This window comes from Kitasatospora sp. NPDC085879, from assembly GCF_040686255.1.
Taxonomy (GTDB): domain Bacteria; phylum Actinomycetota; class Actinomycetes; order Streptomycetales; family Streptomycetaceae; genus Kitasatospora.
On record NZ_JBFBJZ010000017.1, the window covers coordinates 60033 to 85302 of the forward strand.

Below are 25270 nucleotides of genomic sequence, written 5' to 3' on the forward strand. Positions count from 1 at the left end.
TGGAGACGCCCGAGTTGGCACCATCGGCACCAAACGGACATTTCATCGAACTGTCTTACGGGAATTCCGCTGCATGTTCTATCAGTCGGCGCCGACACGAACGGTTCGAGGGCGCCCCCCGTTATCAGGAGGAGACATTGCCGGGTCTCGGACATCCCGAAATACCCCCGAAGTCCCCCCAAAAGCCCCCCGCACCCCTCAAAGTCGCCGACCCGACGACGGAATGAGTCCGAACAACGAGAAAGCCCCGCAGATCCGAAGATCTGCGGGGCTTCGCTGTGCGCGAGGGGGGAGTTGAACCCCCACGCCCTTTCGGGCACTGGAACCTGAATCCAGCGCGTCTGCCTATTCCGCCACCCGCGCATGGGTGCTGTCGTAAGATGCTTGCCGCTCTTCCGACCTGTCGAGAACCTTACCGTATCTCTCCGGGTCTTCCGTCCGGCTCCCTCTCGGGCGCCCCTTCCGACGTGGAAAACATTAGCACGACCGGCGGGCTACCTCCGAATCCGTTTCCCCGCACCCCGGGGAACCGCCTCCCTCCGGGGCGGACGAACGGGTGACCGAGGGATGAGCGGGGCCCCGCGCGGGTACCTCCCGCTTGCCGTTCAGCTCGCTCCGCACCAGCGTCCGCACCCGGCGCACGCCCCCGTACCGGCACCTGCCGGGCAGGTGGCGAGCGGTGTGCCCGGTCTCACGCCCCGGGACCACGTTCCCGGGGAACCGTACGGATGGGCCCGACGTGGATACGATCAGTACGGAAAACCGCAACCCGGCCCGCGAGCGCGGCCCGGCCGACGCCCTGGAAGGGGGTGCCCCGTGGGAGTCCTGAAGAAGTTCGAGCAGCGGCTCGAGGGTCTCGTGAACGGCACCTTCGCCAAGGTGTTCAAGTCCGAGGTCCAGCCGGTGGAGATCGCCGGCGCACTCCAGCGCGAGTGCGACAACAACGCGACGATCTGGAACCGCGACCGCACGGTCGTCCCGAACGACTTCATCGTCGAGCTCAGCCCGCACGACTACGAGCGGCTCAGCCCGTACGCCGGCCAGCTGGGCACCGAGCTCGCCGGCATGGTCCGCGAGTACGCCGAGGCGCAGCGCTACAGCTTCATGGGCCCGCTCCAGGTGACCCTGGAGCAGGCCGACGAACTGGACACCGGCCTGTACCGGGTGCGCAGCCGCACCCTCGCCGGCGAGGAGCCCGCGGCGCAGCAGGCGCCGCAGCCGCCGGCCGCCCCGGGCGGCTACGAGCGACGCCCGACCCCGCCCGCGCCCGGCGCCCCGTGGCAGCAGCAGGGCGCGGCCCCGTACGGTGCGCCGCCGCCCCCCGCCGGGCCGCCGGCGATGCCGCAGACCCCGCCGGCCGCCGCCGGGAACGTCCGCCCCTTCCCGGGCGCCGGCCACAGCGGTGCGAACACCCGCCGCTGGGTGGAGGTCAACGGCACCCGGCACCAGATCACGGGCAACGCGTGCGTGCTCGGCCGCTCGACGGAGGCGGACATCCGGATCGACGACCCCGGGGTCTCCCGCAAGCACGCGGAGATCCGGCCGGGGACGCCCGCGATGGTGCTCGACCTCGGGTCCACCAACGGCATCGTGGTGGACGGGCAGCACACCCAGCGCGCTACGCTCCGCGACGGCTCCCGAATCGTCCTCGGGTCCACCACCATCGTCTACCGACAGGTCGAAGGGTAGAGCGGGCCACTCATGTCAGAACTGACCCTCACGGTCATGCGGCTGGGCTTCCTCGCCGTGCTGTGGCTGTTCGTCATCGTCGCGGTCCAGGTCATCCGCAGCGACCTGTTCGGCACCAAGGTGAACCCGCGCACGGCGCGGCGCGGCGCACCCGCCGCAGCCGCGCCCGCGGGCCGTCCGCCGCAGCAGGCCGGCGGTCAGGCGGCCCCGCCGCAGCCGCGCCAGCGCCGCGGCGCACCGACCCACCTGGTGGTCGTGCAGGGCTCGCTGGCCGGCACCACCGTCGCCCTGCAGGGGCAGACGATCACGCTGGGCCGGGCGCACGACTCGACGATCGTGCTGGACGACGACTACGCCTCCTCCCGCCATGCCAGGATCTTCCCGGATCAGACTGGGCAGTGGACGGTGGAGGATCTAGGCTCCACCAACGGCACGTATCTGGACCGGCAGCGGCTCACCGCGCCGATGCCGCTCCAGCCCGGCGTGCCGATCCGTATCGGCCGGACCGTCATCGAACTGCGGAAGTAGCGGCGCATGAGGGACACCACCCCGTCCAAGACCAGCCGGGAGCGCGGGCGCCGCGCTGCCGCTGCCGTGCGCGCCCGCGGCATGGTCGCCACCCCGCGGTCCCGGAAGGGGGCGGCGACGGCATGAGCCTGGTGCTGCGCTTCGCCGCCGGCTCCCACAAGGGACTGATCCGGGAGGGGAACGAGGACTCCGGCTACGCCGGTCCGCGGCTGCTCGCCGTCGCCGACGGCATGGGCGGTGCGGCGGCCGGTGAGGTGGCGTCCTCGGAGGTGCTCGGTTCGATCGTCCGGCTGGACGAGGACATCCCCGGTGCCGACCTGCTGACCCTGCTCGGCGACGCCGTGCAGGGCGCCAACGACCGGCTCCGGCAGATGGTCGAGGAGGACCCGCAGCTGGAGGGCATGGGCTGCACCCTCACCGCGATGCTGTGGACGGGCCAGCGGATGGGCCTGGTGCACATCGGCGACTCCCGGGCGTACCTGCTGCGGGACGGCGCGCTGACCCAGATCACCCAGGACCACACGTGGGTCCAGCGGCTGGTCGACGAGGGCCGGATCACGCCCGAGGAGGCGGAGACCCACCCGCAGCGCTCGCTGCTGATGCGGGCGCTGGACGGCCGCGGCCAGGTCGAGCCGGACCTGTCGATCCGCGAGGTCCGGGCCGGCGACCGCTACCTGATCTGCTCGGACGGCCTGTCCGGGCCGGTCAGCCACCAGACCCTGGAGGCCACGCTCGGGAGCTACTACGCCCCGCAGCAGACCGTCCAGGAGCTGATCCAGCTGGCGCTGCGCGGCGGCGGGCCGGACAACATCACGTGCATCGTGGCGGACGTCATCGACGTCGGTGCCACGGACACCCTGAGCGGGCAGCTCGCGGACATCCCGGTGGTGGTCGGCGCGGTCGCCGAGGCGCAGCCGCACCACGGCGACCAGAACCTGCTCAACACCCCGGCCGGCCGCGCCGCGGGCCTCGGCCGGCCGCAGGCGCCGCAGGGCGCGTTCGGCCCGGCCAGCGGCTACGAGGCGGCGGGCTTCGGCCCCGCCGAGGGCTACGAGGACGACGGGTACGGCCAGGCCGACGGCTACGGCGCCGACGCGCAGTCGTACGACGACTACGACGGCGAGCGGCCGTCCCGGCGCAAGCGCAAGGGCCGGAAGCTGAAGGTCTCGCTGGCCGCGCTGGTCGTGCTCGGTCTGCTGGGCGGCGGCGGGTACGTCGGCTGGAAGTGGACGCAGGACCAGTACTACGTCGGTGCGGACGGCAACGGGGTGGCGGTCTATCGCGGCCTGAACCAGTCGCTGGCCGGCCTGAGCCTGTCCTCGGTGTACGAGCAGCACGCCGACATCGAACTCAAGTTCCTGCCGACGTACCAGCGGACGCAGGTCAGCAAGACCATCCAGGCGAAGAGCCTGGCGGACGCCCGCGAGCAGGTGCGTACCCTGGGCACCCAGGCGGCGGTCTGCAAGAAGGTCGCGCAGGGCGCCAAGCCGGCCCAGGGCACCACCGGTGACGGCTCGACGCCGCAGCCCGGGGCGAGCCCGAGCCCGTCGGCGGCCCCGTCGGCCTCCGCCACGGCGCTGACCCAGGCGGGTTTCCGCAACGAGACCCCGGCCCCGGGGGCGAGCCAGAGCCCGAGTCCGAGTCCGAGCACCGACACCCTGAGCACCGGCAACCCCGGCACCACGCCAGATCTGAACGAGCAGGAGAAGCAGCTGGCATCCTCCTGCCCGACCCCCTAGCACCGACCCCGCCAGGGGACTCAGCCGTCGGGGAGCGGCCTACACGTGAGCACCTTTGACCTGAGCAACAGTGAGACGGACCGCCGCGGCGCGCGGCGGGGCAATACGACGATCACACCGCAGAACGCGCCGAACCGCCGCAACACCGAGCTGGCCATGCTCGGCTTCGCGGTGGTGCTGCCGATGTTCGCCTACGCCAACGTTGGCCTCGCCATGGACGGCTCGCTGCCGGCCGGCATGCTCGCGTACGGCCTCGGCATGGGCGCCCTGGCGCTGGTCGCGCACCTGCTGATGCGCCGCTTCGCGCCGTACGCGGACCCGCTGCTGCTGCCGCTGGCCACCCTGCTCAACGGGCTGGGCCTGGTGATGATCTGGCGGCTGGACAAGGCCGGCAAGCTGCTGGCCAGCAACTTCCCCGCGGCCGCGAACCAGCTGATGTGGTCGGGCCTGGGCATCGCGTTCTTCATCGGCGTCATGGTGCTGCTGAAGGACCACCGGATCCTGCAGCGGTACACCTACATCTCGATGGCGCTGGCCCTCGTGCTGCTCGCCGCGCCGGCGTTCTTCCCGACCCGGGACGGCGACTTCGGCGCCAAGATCTGGATCCACATCGGCAGCTTCTCCATCCAGCCCGGCGAGTTCGCCAAGATCATCCTCACGGTGTTCTTCGCCGGCTACCTGATGGTCAAGCGGGACGCGCTGGCGCTGGCCAGCCGCCGCTTCATGGGCCTGTACCTGCCGCGCGGCCGCGACCTCGGCCCGATCATCATGGTCTGGCTGCTGTCGATCCTGATCCTGGTCTTCGAGACCGACCTCGGCTCCTCGTTCCTCTTCTTCGGCCTGTTCGTGGTGATGCTGTACGTCGCCACCGAGCGCACCAGCTGGATCCTCTTCGGCCTGGTGATGTCGATCGGCGGCGCCGCGGTGGTCGCCTCCGTCGAGTCGCACGTGCAGACCCGCATCAACTCCTGGCTCGACCCGATGGCGGCCTTCGCGGACCCGCCGCCGGTCGGTACCAGCGAGCAGATCGGCCAGACCCTGATGGCCTTCGGCTCCGGCGGCGTCACCGGCACCGGCCTCGGCCAGGGCCGCTCGTGGCTGATCCAGTTCGCCGCGAAGAGCGACTTCATCCTCGGCTCGTTCGGCGAGGAGCTCGGCCTCACCGGCATGATGGCGATCTTCCTGCTGTACGGCCTGATCGTGCAGCGCGGTCTGCGGACGGCGATCGCCGCCCGCGACCCGTTCGGCAAGCTGCTCGCGGTCGGCCTGTCCTCGGCGTTCGCGCTGCAGGTGTTCGTGGTCGCCGGCGGTGTGACCGGCCTCATCCCGCTGACCGGTATGACGATGCCCTTCCTCGCCCAGGGCGGTTCCTCGGTGGTGGCGAACTGGGGCCTGATCGCCATCCTGCTCAAGATCAGCGACAGCGCGCGCCGCCCGGCCGCCGAACCGGAGCCGGCCACCGCCCCGGCCTCGGCCTGAAAGGGATCCGACACGTGAACAAGCCCATCCGCCGGGTCTCGGTCTTCTGCCTGATCCTCGTCCTCGCCCTGATGGTGCGCACCAACTGGGTGCAGGGCGTCCAGGCCCACGCCTGGGCCACCAACAAGAACAACGACCGGAACAAGTACGACCGGTACGCCTACCCGCGCGGCAACATCATCGTGGGCGGCCAGCCGGTCACCAACTCGGACTTCGTCAACGGCCTGCGCTACAAGTACAAGCGCAGCTGGATCGACGGCGCGATGTACGCCCCGGTCACCGGGTACTCCTCGCAGTCCTTCGGCACCAGCCAGCTGGAGTCGCTGGAGGACGGCATCCTGGCCGGCACCGACTCGCGGCTGTTCTTCCGCAACACCCTCGACATGCTGACCGGTGACGACAAGAAGGGCGGCGACGTCGTCACCACGATCGACGCCAAGGCCCAGAAGGCCGCCTTCGAGGGCCTCGGCAACAAGAAGGGCGCGGCGGTCGCGATCGACCCGCGCACCGGCGCGATCCTGGCCCTGGTCTCCACCCCGTCGTACGACCCGAGCACCTTCTCCGGCAGCTCGGCGGCGGACGCCAAGGCGTGGACGGACCTCAACGCGGACCCGAACAAGCCGATGCTGAACCGGGCGCTCCGCGAGACGTACCCGCCGGGCTCGACCTTCAAGCTGGTCACCGCGGCCGCCGCGTTCGAGGACGGCAAGTTCCAGAACCCCGGGGACAAGACCGACACTCCGGAGCAGTACTTCCTGCCGGGCACCAAGACCGAGCTGAAGAACGCCAGCAAGGACGAGCCCTGCACCAACGCCACGCTGCTGGACGCCATGGACGTGTCCTGCAACACCGTCTTCGGCAAGATCGGCGCCGAACTGGGCGGCCCGAAGCTGCGCGCGCAGGCGGAGAAGTTCGGCTTCAACAGCTCCAAGGTGGAGGTCCCGATCCGGGCCACCACCAGCGTGTTCCCGTCCAACTCCGCGCCGGACGGCACCGCGATGGACGCCATCGGCCAGCACGACACCCGGGCCACCCCGCTGCAGATGGCGATGGTCGCCGCGGCGATCGCCAACAACGGCACGCTGATGGAGCCGTACCTGGTCGACCAGGAGCGCTCCAGCACCCTCGCGGTGGTCTCCAAGCACTCCGAGAAGGTCATGAGCCAGCCGGTCTCGGCGACGACCGCGCAGAAGCTGCAGCAGCTGATGGAGTCGGTGGTGCAGAACGGCACCGGCACCAAGGCGAAGATCGACGGCGTCACGGTCGGCGGCAAGACCGGCACCGCCCAGCACGGCCAGGACAACAGCGGTCTGCCGTTCGCCTGGTTCATGTCCTACGCCAAGGGCGCGGACGGCAAGCAGGTCGCGGTGGCGGTCGTGGTCGAGAACGGCAGCGACGACCGGAGCGAGATCAGCGGTGGTTCGATCGCCGCGCCGATCGCCAAGAGCATCATGCAGGCGGTGGTCCAGGGCAAGTAGCAGCGGCGCCGACCTGAGGGAATCGTCACAGCAGGACCGTTCCGGTGCATACCGGTCTGGTCTCAGCTGGCAGGCTGTTCGGGTTGCCTCAGGTTCGCCCGGTAGCGTATCCGCCAGCAGCGGGTGTATCCACTGCTGAGTCGTGGCTCCGGCCGCGGCGTCGGCGTCACAGAACCGTGGTGGCGGCGGCAAGCGTCCAACAGTGCGTGCGGGGACACCTACGTCACATCCTCACCACCCGGTGAGGGAGAGGGTCGGAACTATGGAAGAGCCTCGTCGCCTCGGCGGCAGGTACGAGCTCGGCGGCGTCCTCGGGCGCGGCGGCATGGCCGAGGTCTACCTGGCCCATGACACCCGGCTCGGCCGCACGGTCGCCGTGAAGACGCTCCGCGCGGACATGGCCCGCGACCCCTCGTTCCAGGCCCGGTTCCGCCGCGAGGCGCAGTCCGCCGCGTCACTGAACCACCCGGCCATCGTCGCGGTGTACGACACCGGCGAGGACTACATCGACGGGATCTCCATCCCGTACATCGTGATGGAGTACGTCGAGGGCTCGACCCTGCGCGAGCTGCTGCACTCCGGCCGCCGGCTGCTGCCGGAGCGCGCGCTGGAGATGACCATCGGCATCCTGCAGGCGCTGGAGTACTCGCACCGGGCGGGCATCGTCCACCGCGACATCAAGCCCGCCAACGTGATGCTGACCCGCCAGGGCAACGTCAAGGTGATGGACTTCGGCATCGCCCGGGCGATGGGCGACGCCGGTATGACGATGACGCAGACCTCGGCCGTCATCGGCACCGCCCAGTACCTCTCCCCCGAGCAGGCCAAGGGCGAGACCGTCGACGCCCGTTCCGACCTGTACTCCACCGGCTGCCTGCTGTACGAGCTGCTGACCGTGCGTCCGCCGTTCGTCGGCGACTCGCCGGTGGCGGTGGCGTACCAGCACGTGCGGGAGGAGGCGCAGCCGCCGTCCGCCTTCGACCCGGAGGTCCGCCCCGAGGTCGACGCGATCGTGCTGAAGGCGCTGGCCAAGGAGCGCGACTACCGCTACCAGAGCGCCGACGAGATGCGCGACGACATCGAGCGCTTCCTCGACGGCCTGCCGGTGGCCGCGGCCCAGCAGGCCGCCGCGTACGGCATGGGCGGCGCCGGCTACGGCTACGACCAGAGCGGTGCGCCGCAGTACGACCCGTACGGGCAGACCAACCTGCTGCCGCAGCAGGGCGCGGCCGGCCCGACCACGATGATGCCGCCGGTCGGTTCGCAGCAGTCCGGCTACGGCTACCCGCCCCAGGCGCACGAGGACGGCTACGGCGCCGGCGGCGGCCAGGGCGGCGGTTACGAGGACGAGGACGGCTACGGCCGCAGCAGCCGCCGGCAGAGCCAGCAGAAGAAGAACAACACCTCCTGGATCGTGCTGGCCGTCGCGGCGGTGCTGGTGCTGGTCGGTGCGTTCTTCGTCGTCCAGGCGATGCTGAACAGCGGTGGCGGCGGCGGCAAGACGACCGCGCCGAACCTGGTCGGCCTGAGCCTCGCCGACGCGCAGACCAAGGCGAAGGCGCAGAACGACAAGCTGCAGGTGCAGCAGAGCACCCCGATCGCCTGCCCCGACGCGAAGATCCAGAAGGATCAGGTCTGCACCCAGGAGCCGGCCGCCAACTCGTCGATCGACGTGAACACCCCGATCAAGGTGCACCTGTCGTCCGGCCCGGTGGAGACCGAGATCCCGGACGTGTCCGGCCAGTCGGTGGACGCGGCGACGACGACGCTGCAGGGCAAGGGCTTCACGGTCAAGACGGAGATCAAGAACGACGACTCCGTCGCCCAGGACAAGGTCATCTCGTACAGCCCGACCGGCAAGGCCGCGGCGGGCACGCAGATCACCCTGACCATCTCCGGCGGCGCGGGCAAGGTCGCGGTGCCGAGCGTGGTGACCCTGACGAAGGACGCCGCCTCCCAGGCGATCACGGACGCCGGTCTGACCGTCAAGGTCGCCACCCAGTCGGTGACCGACCCGGCCCAGGTGGACGTGGTGCTGGACCAGAACCCGAAGAGCGGCCAGCTGAAGAAGGGCGCTCAGGTCACCATCACGGTCGGCAAGCTGGCGGACAAGCCCTCGGTGCCGATCCTCCAGGGCAAGACCTACAAGCAGGCCTTCGCGATGCTGACCCAGAAGGGCCTCGTCCCGCAGGTCGTCTTCGGTCCGCAGGACGACAACGCGATCGTGCTGACCAGCGACCCGCCGTCCGGCACCCCGGTCGACGCGGGCACGGTCATCCGCCTGACCACGCGGGCCGGCGACGGCCCTCCCACGAACAACTGACCGACCGGTCGTCAGAGCGACGGCGGAGGGGCCGCGCACCACGGGTGCGCGGCCCCTCCGCCGTTCCCGGGCCCGGCCCGGGTGGTCTCAGGCGAGTTCGGGCGGCGGGGTGCGGCGCGCGTCCACCGGCTCGACCCGCTGCAGGCTCCCCCACACCACCAGCCGGTGCAGTGAGGTGTACACCGGTGTGCAGGTGGTCAGGGTGAGGTAGCGGCCGGGCCGGGTGTACGGCGAGCCCTCGGGGACGGGGGCGATGACGCCCACGTTGTCCGGGGAGGTCTCGGGCAGGACGCCGTCGACCCGGTAGACGTACCAGTGGTCGTCGGTCTCGACGACCACCGGGTCACCGGGGCCGAGCCGGTCCAGGTCGTGGAAGCGGGCGCCGTGGCCGTCCCGGTGGGCGGCCAGCGTGACGTTGCCGGCCGGGTCCCAGGGCATCGCGGAGCGGTACGGCGCCTCGTAGAGGCCGGCGACGCCGGTGTCGAGGACGTCGGGGCCGGTGCCTACCCGGATCAGCACCTCGTTGCCGCGGCCCAGCGCGGGGATGTGCAGGAAGCCGACGGCGCCGGCCGCCCGGACCCGCCCGCGGTCGGGCGGCGGGGCGCTCCAGCTGCCGCGCAGCCGGGCGGCCTGCTGCCCGGACTGACGGTCCGCCACCAGGTCGGTCCACCACACCGAGTAGACCGCGAAGAGGGCGATCACCGCCCCGAATGTGATCATCAGCTCGCCGGCGGCGCCGACCACGGCCCCGATCCGGCGTCCGACGGGCAGTGGACTCACGGCGGGGCCTCCCGGGGTGCGGGACTAGCCGGTGAGCGCGGCGGGCTTGCCCTGGCTCCTCGGCCGTTCCTCGAGCATCTTCCCGAACACGATCAGGCGTCCGCGGGCGCTGAACTCGGGTGTACACGTGGTCAGCGTGATGTAACGACCCGGTTGGGCGAACGGGGAGCCCTTGGGGACGGGCTGAATGACCGTCACGTTGGTCGGCGGGGTCTCCGGGATGCCGCCCGCCACCTCGTAGGTGTAGAAGGCGGTGGCGGTCTCCACGACGATCTCGTCGCCGGGCGCCAACTGGCCGATCTTGCGGAAGGGCTGACCGTGCGTCGTCCGGTGCGCGGCGAGCGCGAAGTTGCCGGCCTTGTCGCCGGGCATCGCCGTGCCGGTGTAGTGGCCGACCAGGCCCTTGTCGAGCACCTGCTGCTTCTGGGTGCCCTCGGCGATCGGGTACTTGAGGCCCAGCTTGGGGATGTACAGCAGCGCGAAGCCCTTGCCGGGCTCGAACTGCCCGGCCGGCGCCGAGCCGGGCTTGGCCGGGCCGGTGGGCTGCGTTGCGCTGTTCCACTGCTGTTCCAGCCGGTTGCCGGCGGCGTTCGCCGAGGCGTCGGCCTGCACGTTCGTCCACCACAGCTGGTAGGAGACGAAGAGCAGCATCACCAGGCCCAGGGTGATGAAGAGCTCGCCGATCGCACGGGCGACGACCACCCGCTTCTTCTCCGGCGGCCGTACCATGGCCGCTGCGGAGCGGCCCTGTGCCCGGCGGCGGCCGGTGCCGGGGGCGCCCAGGCCACCACCCAGGGCACCGGCCCGGCGGCGCTCGGCGCGGCCCTCCGGGGCGCCCGTGGCGGGCGGCCCGGGTGCGGCGGGCACGACGGCCTCCGGGACCGTCCGCAGCTGCATCGTGCGGTCGTCGAGGGGCCAGGCGTCCTGCCCGCCCTGCGGCACCTGCGGCGGCGGGGCGGCGGCCTCGTACACACCCCAGTCGTCCGCCCCCCGGCCCGGCTGCGCGCCCCCCTCCGGGCGTACGGCGGTCACCGCGTCAGCTCCGGCCGATCACCGGGGCGAGCCCCCGGGAGCGCTCGACGGCCTCCGGGAATCCGCACTCGGCGAGCCAGTTGGCCAGCATCCGGTGGCCGCCCTCGGTGAGCACCGACTCGGGGTGGAACTGCACGCCCTCGACCGGCAGCTCGCGGTGACGCAGGCCCATGATGACGCCGCTCTCGGTCAGCGCGGTCACCACCAGGTCGTCCGGCACGGTGTCGGGCTCGACCGCCAGCGAGTGGTAGCGGGTGGCGGTCAGCGGCGAGGGCAGGCCCTCGAAGACGCCGCCGTCCTCGTGCTCCACCAGCGAGGTCTTGCCGTGCAGCAGCTCGGGGGCCCGGCCGACCACGGCGCCGTGGGCGACGGCGATCGACTGCAGGCCGAGGCAGACACCGAAGAGCGGCAGGCCGATCGAGGCGCAGTGGTGAACCATCTCGACGCAGACGCCGGCCTCCTCCGGGGTGCCGGGGCCGGGTGAGAGCAGCACCCCGTCGAAGCCCTCGTCCCCGGCGCGGCGCACGGCGTGCTCCACGGTCACCTCGTCGTTGCGCACCACCTCGCAGGTGGCACCCAGCTGGTAGAGGTACTGGACGAGGTTGAAGACGAAGCTGTCGTAGTTGTCGACCACGAGGATCCGGGGCGAGCCGGCGGAGCTCATGCGTGCTTCTCCTGGGGTGGGTCCGAGGTGCGGATCGGGCAGGGACGGGGAGTGGCGGCGGGTCAGCCGGCGCCGCCGTCCTCCACCGTGACGTCGCCGAAGGGCAGCAGCGGTTCGGCCCACGGGAAGACGTACTGGAACAGGACGTAGACCGCCCCGAGAACGAGCAGCAGCGAGACGATCGCGCGGACCAGGGTGTTCCCCGGCAGGTGGCGCCAGATCCAGCCGTACATCGTGCTCCTCGGATTCGGGTCGGAGACCAGATTAGACGCCGTGCCGCCGGGGCACGCCGTCCATCGCCCTTCCTCACCCTCTAACGACGGGCCTGCGCCGAGAGATCCACCGATCCCTGGTAGGCGGGGACGGTGAGGTCACCGCTCTCCTGGACCTTCCAGCCGAGCCCGTACGCGGCGACGTACTGCAGGTAGTTCTTGATGGTCGGGTCGGCGTCCACCGCCGAGCGCAGGGCGTCGGTCTTCCCGACCGCCTTGATGACGTAGGGCGGGGAGTAGACCCGGCCCTGCAGCAGCAGGGTGTTGCCGACGCAGCGCACCGCGCTGGTGGCGATCAGCCGCTGGTCCATGACCTGGATGCCCTCGGCGCCGCCCCGCCAGAGCGCGTTGACCACGGCCTGGATGTCCTGCTGGTGGATGACCAGGTCGTTGACGCCGGGCTCGGGCACACCGGGGATCCGGGCGGTGGCGTTGGGCGGTGCGTCGTTGAGGGTGACGGTGAGGCCGGGGCCGCGCAGCGGCTCCAGGCCGGCCGTCCGCTCCAGGGCGTCGACCCGGGCGGTGTCGGCCGGGTCCTGGCTCTGGTCGCCCGCGAGCTTGTCGACCCGGTCGTGCAGGCCGCCGATCTGCGCCTGGATCTCCTGGTTCTGGGTGCTGCGCTGCTGTATGACGTCGCTGAGGCGCAGCAGGGAGTCGTCCGTCCGCAGGTCGGTGCCCTGGGCGGTGCGGGCGCTGATGTAGAAGAGCAGACCGGCCAGCGCGAAAACCGCGCAGGTCAGGGCAGGACCGACAATTCGGATGCGGCCGGGGCGGCGCTCGGCCCGAGGAGGGGGAATCATGGAATTAGGCACCGTACCCTTATCTCCTTAAGACCCGGCGAACCACTACGCTAACGGACGCCGGTGGCATGTGCGGAGCACGTCTCCCGTCGTGACCGGCCCCCACAGCCGCCCCGCTCCGCTGCACACCGCGCGGTCACAGCGCATCGACAGGAGAGCCTCTCGTGCCGAAGTCCCGAGTCCGCAAGAAGGCGGACTACACCCCGCCGACCACGACCGCCGTGAAGATCAGCTCCGGCCGGGGCTGGGTCGCGCCGCTGATGCTGGCGCTCTTCCTGATCGGACTGGTCTGGATCGTCACCTACTACGTGACGAGTGGCGACTGGCCGATCAGCGGCTGGGGCAACTGGAACATTCTGGTCGGTTTCGGCTTCATCGCGGCGGGATTCGGCGTCTCCACGCAGTGGAAGTAGCGGCCGGACACCCCGTTCCGACCACCGCCGCCCCGGTTCGGCCCGGGGCGGCGTTTCGCTGCCCGCCGACCGGTCGATCGTACGTTTATCCACACGGTTATCCACACTGGGGAAAACTCGCCCCAGCCTGTGGATAACCTGCCGGCGCTTTGTCCGCGCCCATCCGTCGGCATTCCGCGAAACGCGGAATGCCGACAGCAGGACGCGCGTAGACCCGGTCGGGTCGGCCCGGTGGTGGAATCGGCTGTGCACAACCCGGCGCGCGCTGTGGACAACGGCCGCGCACCGCACCGTCGTCAGGCCCCGAGCAGGGCGCTCTCCACCACGACCATCAGCACCACCACGGCCAGCACGCCGGCCAGCGTCAGCCCCTGGACGAGGTTCCGGCGCCCCCGGGGTGCGTACATCAGCCCCGCGCCGGTCACCGCGCCCGCGACGAGCCCGCCGACGTGCGCCCGCCAGTCGATCGCCGAGACCGAGAAGGTGATCACCAGGTTGAAGACCAGCAGCGCGATCACCGGCCCGAGCGGTGTCCTGGTCACCCGGAACAGCACCGCGGTGGCGCCGAGCAGACCGAAGATCGCCCCGGACGCGCCCACCGAGAAGACGTTGCCCCCGGTCACCAGGTAGGCGAAGGCGTTCCCCGCCAGGCCCGAGAGCAGGTACAACGCCAGATAGCGCCCCCGGCCGAGGACCCGCTCCAGCTGTGGGCCCAGCACCCACAACGAGATCATGTTCATCAGGATGTGGAACGGCCCGGAGTGCACGAAGACGGCGGTGAAGAGCCGGTACCACTCCTCGGGCCCCTGGGCGACGCCGTAGCGCACCGGCACCCCGCCGAAGCTCGTCCCGCTGAGCATCGCCAGCCGGACGCCCCACTTGGGGCTCAGGTACTCCGTCACCAGGAACACCAGCAGGTTGAGGCCGATCAGCACCTTGGTGACCAGCGCCCCGTCCGCGGTCGGCAGGCCGCCGAAGCGGGTCCTGGCCGGACGGTGCTCGGCGGCCTCGCCGCGCACGCACTCCGGGCAGTGGAACCCCACCGACGCGCTCACCATGCAGTCCGGGCAGATCGGCCGGCCGCAGCGGGAGCAGCCCACCCCCGTCTCGCGCTCGGGGTGCCGGTAGCAGCCCGGCAGCTCGGCCGTGCCCTCCGACTGCGGACGGGCCGGCTCGTCCGGAAGCATCCGGGATTCCCTCCTCGTGACCGGTCCCGGCGGCAGCCCTCCGAGGGCACCACCGGGACCGTCCAGGCTACTGCGGGCGGCTCAGCCCCGGGTGATCTCCACCGACTCGATCACCACGGGCTGCAGCGGACGGTCGTTCCGGTCGGTCTCCAGCCCGGCGATCTTCGACACCACGTCCTGGCTGGCCGGGTCGGTGACCTCGCCGAAGATGGTGTGCTTGCGGGTCAGCCAGGTGGTCGGAGCGACCGTGATGAAGAACTGCGAGCCGTTGGTGCCCGGGCCGGCGTTGGCCATCGCGAGCAGGAACGGCTTGGTGAACGCGAGGTCCGGGTGGAACTCGTCGGCGAACTTGTAGCCGGGGCCGCCGGTGCCGTTGCCGAGCGGGTCGCCGCCCTGGATCATGAACCCGCTGATCACCCGGTGGAAGACGGTGCCGTCGTAGAGGGGCTTCGCCTCCTTCGTCCCGGTCTCCGGGTCCGCCCACTCGCGGGTGCCCTCGGCCAGCTCGACGAAGTTCGCCACGGTCTTCGGAGCGTGGTTCGGGAAGAGCTCGATCACGATGTCGCCCTGGTCGGTCTTCAGGGTCGCGGTGAGTCGGGCCACGATCGCCCTCCTTCTCTCCTGTCTCGTCAACACCGGAATCATCCCACGGGCCCCGCGGACGGCCCAGCTTGGCGTGCCCCTCGGCATAACGGGATGCATGATCTCGAAAGAGGTGGAAATGTGCATACCGGACGCCACCGAAGAGGAGAAGCCCGTGACCCGTCTGGACTCAGCGCGCGAGAACACCGGCTGGAGCAAGGAAGCCGCCGCCGTCTACGCCGCCACCGCCAAGGACGCAGCCATCCACTACGCGGACGAGGCCAGGCAGCGGTTCGGCCCGGCCGTCGAGGCACTCGGACCGAAGGCCGCGGCGGCCGGTGCACAGGCCCGGACCAGCGCGTCCCAAGCGGCGCAGGCGGCCCGCGTTCAGTACGCCAAGCATGTCGCTCCCCAGTTGGAGTACGCCTTCCTCTCCCTGCCGCCGGGCGCGCAGCAGAGCACCCTGAAGGCCGTCCACCGCGCCCAGGAGGCCGCGCTGGCCGCGAAGATCAACGCCGGCAAGGCGGCCGACCAGGCCAAGGCCACGCTCGGGCCCAAGGTCAGCGACGCCTACAGCGGCGCCAAGGCCACCGTCGTCCCGGCCGCCCAGGAGGCGCAGGTGCGCGGCGCGGCTGCGCTGACCGCGCTGCAGGGGCACGTGACCGCGGCCGAGATCAGCGACCTCGCCGCGAAGAACATCAAGAAGGAGAACCGCAGCGGCTGGGCGACCGGCCTCGCGGTCGGCGGCGTCGTCGCGATCGGCGCCGGCGTCTTCGCCTGGCAGTGGTGGCGCAAGCAGAACAACCCGGAGTGGCTGGTCGAGCCCCCGGCGGGCGCGAACAACGACACCGGAAGCCCTGCGGCCGGCACCGAGCGGCCCGCGGCCGGCTCCGCCACCGCACCGGCTCCCGCGGCGGCCGACACCCCGGTCAACGGCTCCGTCCCGCACGAGCAGCAGGGCGGCGAGGACACCCCCAAGCCCGACTCTCAGCCGGGCCGACCGGACGCCGACCGGCCCAAGCCGCACGACCCGCGCAAGCCGCACTGACCCTGCGCCCCACCGCCCCGGCAGAAGCCTCCGCCGGGGCGGTGGGGCCCGGAAACGACGATCGGCCGCCGACCTGATCCCAGGTCAGCGGCCGATCCGCGTGTGGAGCTTAGGAGATTCGAACTCCTGACATCTGCCATGCAAAGACAGCGCTCTACCAACTGAGCTAAAGCCCCAGCAACAGCACACGAAGCCGTGCGCTGCGCACTAGCGTACCCGCTCCCGACGGAAATCTTGAGCGGGCCGCCGCCCGCCGTCCCGGCCCGGTGGGCCGGGACGGGACCGGCGGATTTCGTCCAGGGTCTCAGCGACCGGCCGGGACCGGGTCGGTGGCCTCGGTCCACAGGTCCTGCTCGGCGCGGTCCGCCTGGACCTGACGGTAGACAAAGAAGCCGCCGAGGGCGACCAGGGCGACCAGGAGAAGCTTCTTCACCGCGGGACCTCGTCCTTCTTGCAGATCGGATGTACGAGCATCAAGGAGCGGTCGGGCCGACAGACCGCCCTGCGGCCGATGATACACACCGGTAACCCGCTTCCGAGCGGGCCGCCACCGCGTCCAACCCGGCCGTCCCCGCGCCCGATTGACGCGGCGCCTCCCGGCGGCGGCCCGACGCCTCCGTACGGACCGGGAGCACGGCGGTGCCGCGCCCCAGGTCGACGCCGCCACGCGGCGGGGCCCCGTCGCCCTCCTCGTCCCGGAGCATCAGCGTGGTGGCCCGCTGCTTCAGCTCGTGCTGCTTGCCGGCCGCGAACTGGGCGTGCAGCTGCTCGAAGCCGGTCGCCGAGACCTGGCCCTCGCGGCCGGCGCCGCGCCACGGCAGCCGGCCGGCCCGACGGGCCCGGAGCGCCACCTGGTCCAGCACGGCCAGCGCCACCAGGCCGCAGACCAGACCGGGCAAGCTCATCGCCCAGAAGATCGCCACACCGACCGCCTTCCGTCCCGTGGACGTGCTCGTACCCGCAAGCCTGCCCGGCCCGGGACGGAAGGTCCAGGTCCGTGAATCACCCGGTCAGCGGCCGAGACCCCACCTGCGTGGCCGAACGGCACCGAGCCGGCCGAGCCCGCGACGGAGTTCGGCGACGTCCTCGCGGAGCTCGCGCAGGTCGTGCGCGGCCTCGCAGAGCCGGGCGCTCATCGCCCGCACCAGCGCCCGGTCTGCGAGCACCATCCGCTCGCAGGCGGCGAGCCGGTCGCCGACCTCACCGGCCAGGACCCGCCGCTCGGCGGCGGCGAACAGCGCGTCGCGGTCGACCGGGGCGGCAGCCGCCTCCTCGGCGTCCAGCAGCTGCGAGCGCACCCGGCGGGCGACCTCGCTGCGGCGCAGCACCATGGCCACATTGAGCACCGCACGGCGCGGATAGAGCGCCGTGCGCCATCCCCCATTCGAGTTAGGCTGCAAGTTGCAGCCCGGGCCGACCTGGGCTTTTGCATTCCTGTGGATAACTTTCAGGCCGTTGTCCACAAGCTCGGCGCGGTGCCTGTGGATAACCGCGTTGATCGCGCGCTCGCCGACCTCGAAGTAGTCGGCGACCATCCGCGTGGTGATGTGCAGCCCGTCCGGCAGCAGCACGACGGCCTTCACGCGGTCGAGCGCCTCGACGCGGTCGCACAGGCTGCGGCGCAGGGTCGGGGATTCGAGCAGGGCAGCTTCCCTGGACATGGGGACGCCGTCCATGACGGAGTGGATGGTGGACCGCCCGCTCACCCCGGGCCGGGGGCATGGTCTTCCGCCAGCAGGAGCGGAGGTCGCATCACGTCCACGGATCCCATGACCGGTTCTGTCGCCCGGCTATCCCCGACTTCACAACAGTTTCGAGTCGCTCAACCCCACAAGTGCCTCCGCGCACCCGGTCCAACGAGCGGCTGCCCCCGGCGTCACGCCGGGCAAAGCGAAAGGCCCGGACGTCTCCGTCCGGGCCTTTCAACTTCGGTGGGGCTAACAGGACTTGAACCTGTGGCCTCTTCCTTATCAGGGAAGCGCTCTAACCGTCTGAGCTATAGCCCCTTGCCGCACTGAAAGATTAGCGGACCGACGGCCGATCTCCCAAATCCGTATCGGCCGGCTGCTCCGATCGGGGCCGGTCGGAGGTGGGGCGGGCCTGCGCGAGCCACTGCTCGCGGGTGGCTGGGAGACCGCTGGCACCGGCCTCGGTGGTGCGGACGGCGAGCACCTGGTTGATGCCGATCCGGTTCTCCTCGAAGGCGACCGCGGAGGCGGCCATGTACAGCCGCCACACCCGGGCGCGGCCGCGGCCGGCCAGCTGCGCGGCGGTCGGCCAGTGTGCCTCCAGGTTGGCCACCCATTCGCGCAGCGTCAGCGCGTAGTGCTCGCGCAGCGACTCGACGTCCCGGACCTCGAAGCCGGCCTCCTCCAGGAGGGAGACCGTGCTGCCCACCGGGGCGAGCTCGCCGTCCGGGAAGACGTAGCGGTTGATGAACGGGCTGGGGGCGTACGCCTCGCCGGGGCGGTCCGGGCGGCGGGAGATCTGGTGGTTGAGCAGCCGGCCGCCGGGGGCGAGCAGCCCGTACAGGCCGCGGGCGTAGCCGAGGTACTGGACGGCGCCCACGTGCTCGGCCATGCCCACGCTGGAGACGGCGTCGAACGGGCCGTCGGGGATCTCCCGGTAGTCCTGCAGCCGGACCTCGACGAGGTCGGCCAGGCCGGCGTCGGCGACCCGGCGGCGGGCGTACTCCACCTGCTCGGCCGAGATGGAGACGCCCACGGCGGTGACGCCGTAGTGCCGGGCGGCGTGCAGCAGCAGGGAGCCCCAGCCGCAGCCCACGTCGAGCAGCCGCATGCCGGGCCGCAGCCCGAGCTTGCGGCAGATCAGGTCGAGCTTGGCCTCCTGGGCGGCCTCCAGGCTCTTCGCCTCCGGCGTCCAGTAGGCGCACGAGTAGACCATGCTGGGGCCCAGCACGAGGCCGTAGAAGTCGTTGCCGACGTCGTAGTGGTGGCTGATCGCGGCGCGGTCGCGGCCGCGGGTGTGGGCCCGACCGCGGCCCCGGGGGACCTCCTCCGGCGGGGGAGCGGGCTGCGGGCCGACCGCACCGGCCCTCAGGACGGCCCGCAGCGCGCGGCGGCCCGGGCCCCCGAGGACGTCGCCGAGGCCGGGGTGGTGGACGTCCGTGCGTTCGGAGAACCTGCCGACCGCGGAGAGCACCTCGTAGAGGTCGCTGTCGGGGTCGGTGTCGAGGTCCCCGGAGACGTAGGCGCGGGCGAGCCCGAGCTCGTCGGGGTGCCACAGCAGGCGGCGCAGGGCGCGGCGGTTGCGCAGGACCACGCCGGGAGCGTCGGGCGGGCCGGCGGTGCTGCCGTCCCAGGCCGTCAGGCGCACCGGGATCCGGGCACCGAGCAGTGACTCCACCGCACCGACCAGTTCCGTCGCGACCTCGGCCATCAGACACCTCCGAGCAGCCATGTACCGGACAGTCCGGGCGCCCCCGGCACCGCAACAGCCAACCGCCGCCCGGGGCCACAGGGCCGTCCGGCACGCCGGGGCGGTGGCGCTGTCACCCGGATGCCACCCGGACGCCAGCGGGCCCCGACAGCTGCAACAGCTGTCGGGGCCCGTCTTGTTCCCTGGAATTGACCGGGTGTCAGCGATCTGCGGGAGCCGCCCGGAGGGGGGTGCTCACTCCTCCTCGGCGAGGGTCAGCTCGATGCCGCCGGTGAAGCCGGCCGCGGTGTTGTAGATGAACGCCGAGAGGGTGGCGAGCGCGGTCATCAGGACGACGTCGATGATGGCGATCAGCGTGGTGAAGATCATCACCCGGCCGAAGCCGATGTACTCCATGAGGTCGAAGCCGCTGTTGGTGTCCGAGCCGGTGACGTCCTTGAGCGTGCTGGTCAGCGAGTCGAAGACGCCGAGCCCGTTGAGCACGATCCACAGCACCGCCGAGGCGACGATGATGATCACGCCGACGGCCAGCGACAGCAGGAAGCTGACCTTCATGACCGACCACGGGTCGGCCTTGGCGATCCGCAGCCTGGCCTTGCGGACCCGGCCGCCCGCGGCGGAGCCGGGGGCGGGGGCCGGACGGCGCGCGGCCGCGCCGCCGGACTGCGCGGCACCGGGCACCCGGGTGCCGCGGGCCGGGGTCGGCTGGCCCTTGGAGTAGGTCGTCGGCTGCGAGTAGCCGCCCGCCGAGGGCGGGGCGCTGGGGGCCGGCGGCGCGGACGGCGGGGTGCCGCCGCCCGCGGCGAAGCCGGCGCCGCTGGTGCCGCCCGGGCCGGACTGGCCGGCGGAGGCGACGGGGGGCATCAGCGAGGTGGATGCGGCCGAGTGCTCGGCCGGAGACTGCGGTACGCCGCCGTAGGGCGTTCCGCCCTGCGCGGCACCCGGCGCTCCGCCCGCGGCACCTCCCGCTCCGCCCGTGGCTCCACTCACCCTGGTCCTCCCGCTGTTCCCTCCCGGGCGGCCGCCGCCTCCCGGTCATCGTCTCTCAGCCGGCCCCGGCCAGGTGGCCGGTCCCGGGCGGCGGCCGGCGCGCCCCTCGGGGGAGGGCTGCGCCGGCCACCCGGACGTGCGGTCAGGCCTGGTCGGCCGTGCCGTCCGCCGTCGTCGTGTCCGCGGCCTCGCCGGCATCGCCGGCCTCGTCCTCCGCGGTCTCCTCGTCCTCCGCCTCCGCGTTGCGGGCCATGCCCACGACCGCGTCGCGCTTTCCGAGGTTGATCAGTTGGACGCCCATGGTGTCACGTCCGGTTTCACGAACCTCGGAAACCCTGGTCCGGATGACGCCGCCCGAGAGGGTGATGGCCATGATCTCGTCGGTCTCCTCGACCACGAGGGCACCGACCAGGGAGCCACGGCCCTCGACGATCTTCGCCGCCTTGATACCGAAACCGCCTCGGCCCTGCACACGGTACTCGGCCACGGGCGTGCGCTTCGCATAGCCGCCGTCCGTCGCGGTGAACACGTACGTGTCCGGCCGGATGACGTTCATGGACAGCAGCTCGTCGTCCTCGCGGAAGGCCATGCCCTTCACGCCGGAGGTCGCGCGGCTCATCGGCCGCAGGGCCTCGTCGGTGGCGGTGAAGCGGATCGACTGGGCCTTCTTGGAGATCAGCAGCAGGTCGTCGTCGGCGGAGACCAGCTCGGCGCCGATCAGCTCGTCGTCCCGGCCCTCCTCGTCCTGGCGCAGGTTGATCGCGATCAGGCCGCCGGAGCGCGGCGAGTCGTAGTCCTTGAGCAGGGACTTCTTCACCAGGCCGTTGCGGGTGGCGAGCACCAGGTAGGGCTTGTCCTCGTAGGTGCGCACCGCCATGACCTGCGCGATGTGCTCCTCGGGCTGGAAGGCGAGGAGGTTGGCGACGTGCTGGCCGCGGGCGTCACGGCCGGCGTCGGGCAGCTCGTAGCCCTTGGCCCGGTAGACCCGGCCCTTGTTGGTGAAGAAGAGGATCCAGTTGTGCGTCGTCGTCACGAAGAAGTGGTCGACGATGTCGTCCTGCTTGAGCTGCGCACCCCGGACGCCCTTGCCGCCGCGCTTCTGCGAGCGGTACAGGTCGGAGCGGGTGCGCTTGACGTAGCCGCCCCGGGTGATGGTGACGACGATGTCCTCCTCGGCGATGAGGTCCTCGATGGAGAGGTCGCCGTCGGAGGGGATGAGGGTGGAGCGCCGCTCGTCGCCGTACTTCTCGACGATGGCGGTGAGCTCCTCGGAGACGATGCCACGCTGGCGCTCCGGGGAGGCGAGGATCGCGTTGTACTCGCTGATCTTCGCCTGCAGCTCGTCGTGCTCGCTGACGATGCGGGCGCTCTCCAGGGCGGCGAGGCGGCGCAGCTGCATCTCGAGGATGGCGTTGGCCTGCAGCTCGTCGATGTCGAGCAGGCCCATGAGGCCGGTGCGGGCGGCGTCGGCGCTCTCGGAGGCCCGGATGAGGGCGATGACCGCGTCGATCTGGTCCAGCGCCTTGAGCAGGGCGCGCAGGATGTGCGCGCGCTCCTCGGCCTTGCGGAGCCGGAAGGTGGTGCGGCGGACGATGACCTCGATCTGGTGCGCCACCCAGTGCCGGATGAAGGCGTCGAGCGAAAGCGTGCGGGGCACGCCGTCGACCAGGGCGAGCATGTTGGCGCCGAAGTTGGTCTGCAGGTCGGTGTGCTTGTAGAGGTTGTTCAGCACGACCTTGGCGACGGCGTCGCGCTTGAGCACGATGACCAGGCGCTGGCCGGTCCGGGAGGAGGACTCGTCGCGGACGTCGGCGATGCCGGCGATCTTGCCGTCCTTCACCAGGTCGGCGATCTTCAGGGCCAGGTTGTCCGGGTTGACCTGGTACGGCAGCTCGGTGATCACCAGGCACTGGCGGCCCTGGATCTCCTCGACCTCGACGACCGCGCGCATGGTGATCGAGCCGCGGCCGGTGCGGTACGCGTCCTCGATGCCGCGGCGGCCGACGATCAGCGCGCCGGTGGGGAAGTCGGGGCCCTTGATCCGCTCGATGAGGGCTTCGAGCAGCTCCTCGTTGGCGGCCTCGGGGTGTTCGAGCGCCCACAGGGCGCCGGAGGCGACCTCCCGCAGGTTGTGCGGCGGGATGTTGGTGGCCATGCCGACCGCGATGCCGGTGGCACCGTTGATCAGCAGGTTGGGGATGCGTGCCGGGAGGACGGTCGGCTCCTGCGAGCGGCCGTCGTAGTTGGCGGCGAAGTCGACGGTCTCCTCGTCGATGTCGCGCATCATCTCCATGGCCAGCGGCATCATCTTGCACTCGGTGTAGCGCATGGCCGCGGCCGGGTCGTTGCCCGGGGAGCCGAAGTTGCCGTTGCCGTCGACCAGCGGCATCCGCAGCGACCACGGCTGGGCCAGGCGCACCACGGTGTCGTAGATCGAGGTGTCGCCGTGCGGGTGGTAGTTGCCCATCACGTCGCCGACGACGCGGGCGCACTTGTAGTAGCCCTTCTCGGGCCGGTACCCGCCGTCGTACATCGCGTACAGCACGCGGCGGTGCACCGGCTTGAGGCCGTCGCGGACCTCGGGCAGCGCGCGGCTGACGATCACGCTCATGGCGTAGTCGAGGTACGAGCGCTGCATCTCGGTCTCGAGCTCGATCGCCTCGACCCGGGACACGAACGTGTCGGTGGCGGTGCTCTGGGCCTGCTCCGGCTGCATGTCGCCGTCGGGACGGTTGTCGTCGACCACTGGTGGTCAGTTTCCTTTCACGCGTGACTGGACGGTACCGGCGGGGGTTCGGCCCCGTCAGACGTCCAGGAAGCGGACGTCCTTGGCGTTGCGCTGGATGAAGGAGCGGCGGGCCTCGACGTCCTCGCCCATCAGGACGGAGAAGAGGTCGTCGGCGCGGGCCGCGTCCTCCAGGGTGATCTGCTGCAGCAGACGGTGGGCCTGGTCCATGGTGGTGATCCGCAGCTCCTCGGCGTTCATCTCGCCGAGACCCTTGAAGCGCTGGATCGCGTCGTCCTTGGGCAGCCGGCGCCCGGCCGCGACGCCCGCGGCGATGACGGAGTCGCGCTCGCGGTCGGAGTAGACGTACTCGAAGTCGTCCTTGCCCCACTTGATCTTGTAGAGCGGCGGCATCGCGAGGTAGACGTACCCGGACTCGACCAGCGGCCGCATGAAGCGGAAGAGCAGGGTGAGCAGCAGGGTGCGGATGTGCTGTCCGTCGACGTCGGCGTCCGCCATCAGAACGATCTTGTGATAGCGGAGCTTGGACTCGTCGTAGTCCTCCTGGATGCCGCAGCCGAAGGCCGAGATCAGCGCCTGGACCTCGGTGTTCTGCAGCACCTTGTCGATGCGCGCCTTCTCGACGTTCAGGATCTTGCCGCGGATCGGGAGGATCGCCTGGATGCGCGGGTCGCGGCCCTGCTTGGCGGAGCCGCCGGCCGAGTCGCCCTCGACGATGAAGATCTCGCACTCCGCCGGGTCCTTGGACTGGCAGTCGGAGAGCTTGCCGGGCAGCGAGGCGGTCTCCAGCAGGCCCTTGCGGCGCGTCAGGTCGCGGGCCTTGCGGGCGGCGACGCGGGCGCTGGCGGCCTGGATGGACTTGCGGATGATGTCCGCGGCCTCGTTGGGGTTGCGGTCCAGCCAGTCGGCGAAGTGCTCGTTGACGACCTTCTGCACGAAGGTCTTCGCCTCGGTGTTGCCGAGCTTGTCCTTGGTCTGGCCCTCGAACTGCGGCTCGCCGAGCTTGACCGAGATGATCGCGGTCAGACCCTCGCGGATGTCCTCGCCGGAGAGGTTGTCGTCCTTCTCGCGGAGGATCTTCTTGTCGCGCGCGTAGCGGTTCATCAGACCGGTGAGCGCGGCCCGGAAGCCCTCCTCGTGGGTGCCGCCACCGTGGGTGTGGATGGTGTTGGCGAAGGAGTAGACGCCCTCGGTGTACGAGCTGTTCCACTGCATCGCGATCTCGACGGAGATCGTCCGGTCCTTGTCCTCGGCCTCGAAGTCGATGACGGACGGATGGACGGGGTCGCCCTTGCGGGAGTTGAGGTGCGCGACGAAGTCGGCGATGCCGCCGTCGTAGCGGTAGGTGACGCTGAGCGGGTTGCCGTCGTCGTCGTTGTGCTCGGGGCGCTCGTCGGTCAGCGAGATGGTCAGTCCCTTGTTGAGGAACGCCATCTCCTGGAACCGCCGCGACAGCGTCTCGAAGGAGTAGACCGTGGTCTCGAAGATGTCCGGGTCGGCCCAGAAGGTGACGCTGGTGCCGGTGCGGTCGGTCGCCTCGTGCTGGTCGAGCGGCGCGGTCGGCGCACCCATCTTGTAGTCCTGGGTCCACCGCCGGCCGTCGGTGTGGATCTCCACCGAGAGCCGGGTGGACAGCGCGTTCACGACCGAGACGCCGACACCGTGCAGACCGCCGGAGACGGCGTAGCCGCCGCCGCCGAACTTGCCGCCCGCGTGCAGGACGGTCAGCACGACCTCGACCGCGGGCTTCTCCTGCCCCGGGACGATGCCCACCGGGATGCCGCGGCCGTTGTCGACGACCCGCACGGCGCCGTCGGCGAGGATCGTCACGCCGATGGTGTCCGCGTGCCCGGCCAGCGCCTCGTCCACGGAGTTGTCCACGACCTCGTACACCAGGTGGTGCAGGCCGCGCTCACCGGTGGAACCGATGTACATGCCCGGGCGCTTGCGGACGGCGTCGAGGCCCTCCAACACCTGGATCGCGTTGGCGTCGTAGGACTTCCCGGTCGCCGGGTCGATGGGTTCATTGGTCTGGCTGGGGTTGCCGGAATCGGCCACGAAGCGCCCTCTCTGGCACAGCGCGGGCCGCACCCCCGCCCCATCGTCGGGCGGGTCTGCGAC

At 71.2% G+C, this 25270-nt stretch carries 22 protein-coding genes and 3 tRNA genes; 8 read left to right on the forward strand and 17 right to left on the reverse strand.

The window, feature by feature from the left end; all coding sequences use genetic code 11:
- Positions 1-279: 279 nt before the first annotated feature.
- Positions 280-363 (reverse strand) — tRNA-Leu (locus AB0P35_RS15605).
- Positions 364-816: 453 nt separating this feature from the next.
- Here AB0P35_RS15605 and AB0P35_RS15610 point away from each other — a divergent pair.
- The 6 genes from AB0P35_RS15610 to pknB all read left to right on the forward strand — a co-directional run bounded on the left by AB0P35_RS15610 (position 817) and on the right by pknB (position 9236).
- Complete coding sequence (locus tag AB0P35_RS15610; RefSeq protein WP_095873823.1) at positions 817-1689, forward strand: DUF3662 and FHA domain-containing protein; 873 nt, start codon at positions 817-819, stop codon at positions 1687-1689.
- Between the two features lie 12 nt (positions 1690-1701).
- On the forward strand, positions 1702-2217 hold the full coding sequence (locus AB0P35_RS15615) for an FHA domain-containing protein (protein WP_095873824.1): 516 nt from the start codon (positions 1702-1704) through the stop codon (positions 2215-2217).
- A 122-nt stretch (positions 2218-2339) separates the two neighbouring features.
- The gene (locus tag AB0P35_RS15620; RefSeq protein ID WP_363510957.1) at positions 2340-3956 is read left to right on the forward strand and encodes a protein phosphatase 2C domain-containing protein; all 1617 of its coding nucleotides are present in this window, start codon (positions 2340-2342) and stop codon (positions 3954-3956) included.
- 111 nt (positions 3957-4067) lie between these two features.
- Complete coding sequence (locus AB0P35_RS15625; RefSeq protein ID WP_363511051.1) at positions 4068-5435, forward strand: FtsW/RodA/SpoVE family cell cycle protein; 1368 nt, start codon at positions 4068-4070, stop codon at positions 5433-5435.
- 14 nt (positions 5436-5449) lie between these two features.
- Positions 5450-6913 carry a penicillin-binding protein 2 gene (locus AB0P35_RS15630; protein WP_363510960.1) on the forward strand — a complete coding sequence of 488 codons (1464 nt, stop codon included), beginning with the start codon at positions 5450-5452 and terminating at the stop codon, positions 6911-6913.
- Positions 6914-7175: 262 nt separating this feature from the next.
- A complete protein-coding gene (gene pknB, locus AB0P35_RS15635; RefSeq protein WP_095873827.1) occupies positions 7176-9236 on the forward strand; it encodes a Stk1 family PASTA domain-containing Ser/Thr kinase in 2061 nt (686 codons plus the stop codon).
- 87 nt (positions 9237-9323) lie between these two features.
- Here the strand turns inward: pknB and AB0P35_RS15640 are convergent, their stop codons facing one another.
- From AB0P35_RS15640 to AB0P35_RS15660, 5 genes are all read right to left on the reverse strand, one after another.
- Complete coding sequence (locus tag AB0P35_RS15640; RefSeq protein ID WP_363510964.1) at positions 9324-10016, reverse strand: class E sortase; 693 nt, start codon at positions 10014-10016, stop codon at positions 9324-9326.
- A 24-nt stretch (positions 10017-10040) separates the two neighbouring features.
- Positions 10041-11048, reverse strand: coding sequence for a class E sortase (locus AB0P35_RS15645; protein ID WP_363510967.1), 1008 nt, complete (start codon positions 11046-11048; stop codon positions 10041-10043).
- 4 nt (positions 11049-11052) lie between these two features.
- Complete coding sequence (locus tag AB0P35_RS15650) at positions 11053-11712, reverse strand: aminodeoxychorismate/anthranilate synthase component II (protein WP_095873828.1); 660 nt, start codon at positions 11710-11712, stop codon at positions 11053-11055.
- A gap of 62 nt (positions 11713-11774) precedes the next feature.
- A complete protein-coding gene (locus tag AB0P35_RS15655; protein WP_095873829.1) occupies positions 11775-11945 on the reverse strand; it encodes a hypothetical protein in 171 nt (56 codons plus the stop codon).
- Positions 11946-12025: 80 nt separating this feature from the next.
- Positions 12026-12784 (reverse strand): DUF881 domain-containing protein, encoded by a 759-nt coding sequence (locus tag AB0P35_RS15660; protein WP_363510971.1) that lies wholly within the window; start codon positions 12782-12784, stop codon positions 12026-12028.
- Between the two features lie 164 nt (positions 12785-12948).
- On the opposite strand from AB0P35_RS15660, the gene crgA reads away from it, so the two are divergent.
- The gene (gene crgA / locus AB0P35_RS15665; RefSeq protein ID WP_095873831.1) at positions 12949-13197 is read left to right on the forward strand and encodes a cell division protein CrgA; all 249 of its coding nucleotides are present in this window, start codon (positions 12949-12951) and stop codon (positions 13195-13197) included.
- Positions 13198-13493: 296 nt separating this feature from the next.
- Here crgA and AB0P35_RS15670 read toward each other — a convergent pair whose 3' ends face one another.
- Complete coding sequence (locus tag AB0P35_RS15670) at positions 13494-14384, reverse strand: rhomboid family intramembrane serine protease (RefSeq protein ID WP_363510974.1); 891 nt, start codon at positions 14382-14384, stop codon at positions 13494-13496.
- 81 nt (positions 14385-14465) lie between these two features.
- Entirely contained in the window at positions 14466-14990 is a 525-nt protein-coding gene (locus AB0P35_RS15675) for a peptidylprolyl isomerase (RefSeq protein WP_363511053.1), read from the reverse strand.
- 151 nt (positions 14991-15141) lie between these two features.
- Here AB0P35_RS15675 and AB0P35_RS15680 point away from each other — a divergent pair, with 151 nt between their 5' ends.
- Positions 15142-16014 carry a DUF5324 family protein gene (locus AB0P35_RS15680; RefSeq protein WP_363510976.1) on the forward strand — a complete coding sequence of 291 codons (873 nt, stop codon included), beginning with the start codon at positions 15142-15144 and terminating at the stop codon, positions 16012-16014.
- A gap of 103 nt (positions 16015-16117) precedes the next feature.
- Here the strand turns inward: AB0P35_RS15680 and AB0P35_RS15685 are convergent.
- The 9 genes from AB0P35_RS15685 to gyrB form a co-directional block, all read right to left on the reverse strand.
- Positions 16118-16190, reverse strand: a tRNA-Ala gene (locus tag AB0P35_RS15685).
- A 128-nt stretch (positions 16191-16318) separates the two neighbouring features.
- Positions 16319-16447, reverse strand: a complete 129-nt coding sequence (locus AB0P35_RS15690) for a DLW-39 family protein (RefSeq protein WP_014137031.1) — start codon at positions 16445-16447, stop codon at positions 16319-16321.
- Positions 16448-16487: 40 nt separating this feature from the next.
- A complete protein-coding gene (locus AB0P35_RS15695; protein WP_363510978.1) occupies positions 16488-16919 on the reverse strand; it encodes a DUF6191 domain-containing protein in 432 nt (143 codons plus the stop codon).
- Between the two features lie 105 nt (positions 16920-17024).
- On the reverse strand, positions 17025-17675 hold the full coding sequence (locus AB0P35_RS15700; RefSeq protein WP_363510980.1) for a hypothetical protein: 651 nt from the start codon (positions 17673-17675) through the stop codon (positions 17025-17027).
- Positions 17676-17946: 271 nt separating this feature from the next.
- Positions 17947-18020, reverse strand: a tRNA-Ile gene (locus AB0P35_RS15705).
- Positions 18021-18036: 16 nt separating this feature from the next.
- Positions 18037-19413, reverse strand: a complete 1377-nt coding sequence (locus AB0P35_RS15710; protein ID WP_363510982.1) for a cyclopropane-fatty-acyl-phospholipid synthase family protein — start codon at positions 19411-19413, stop codon at positions 18037-18039.
- A gap of 234 nt (positions 19414-19647) precedes the next feature.
- The gene (locus tag AB0P35_RS15715) at positions 19648-20403 is read right to left on the reverse strand and encodes a DUF3566 domain-containing protein (RefSeq protein WP_363510984.1); all 756 of its coding nucleotides are present in this window, start codon (positions 20401-20403) and stop codon (positions 19648-19650) included.
- A gap of 142 nt (positions 20404-20545) precedes the next feature.
- Positions 20546-23119, reverse strand: a complete 2574-nt coding sequence (gene gyrA / locus AB0P35_RS15720; protein ID WP_095875540.1) for a DNA gyrase subunit A — start codon at positions 23117-23119, stop codon at positions 20546-20548.
- Positions 23120-23206: 87 nt separating this feature from the next.
- Positions 23207-25207, reverse strand: coding sequence for a DNA topoisomerase (ATP-hydrolyzing) subunit B (gene gyrB, locus AB0P35_RS15725; protein WP_363510986.1), 2001 nt, complete (start codon positions 25205-25207; stop codon positions 23207-23209).
- Positions 25208-25270 lie beyond the last annotated feature (63 nt).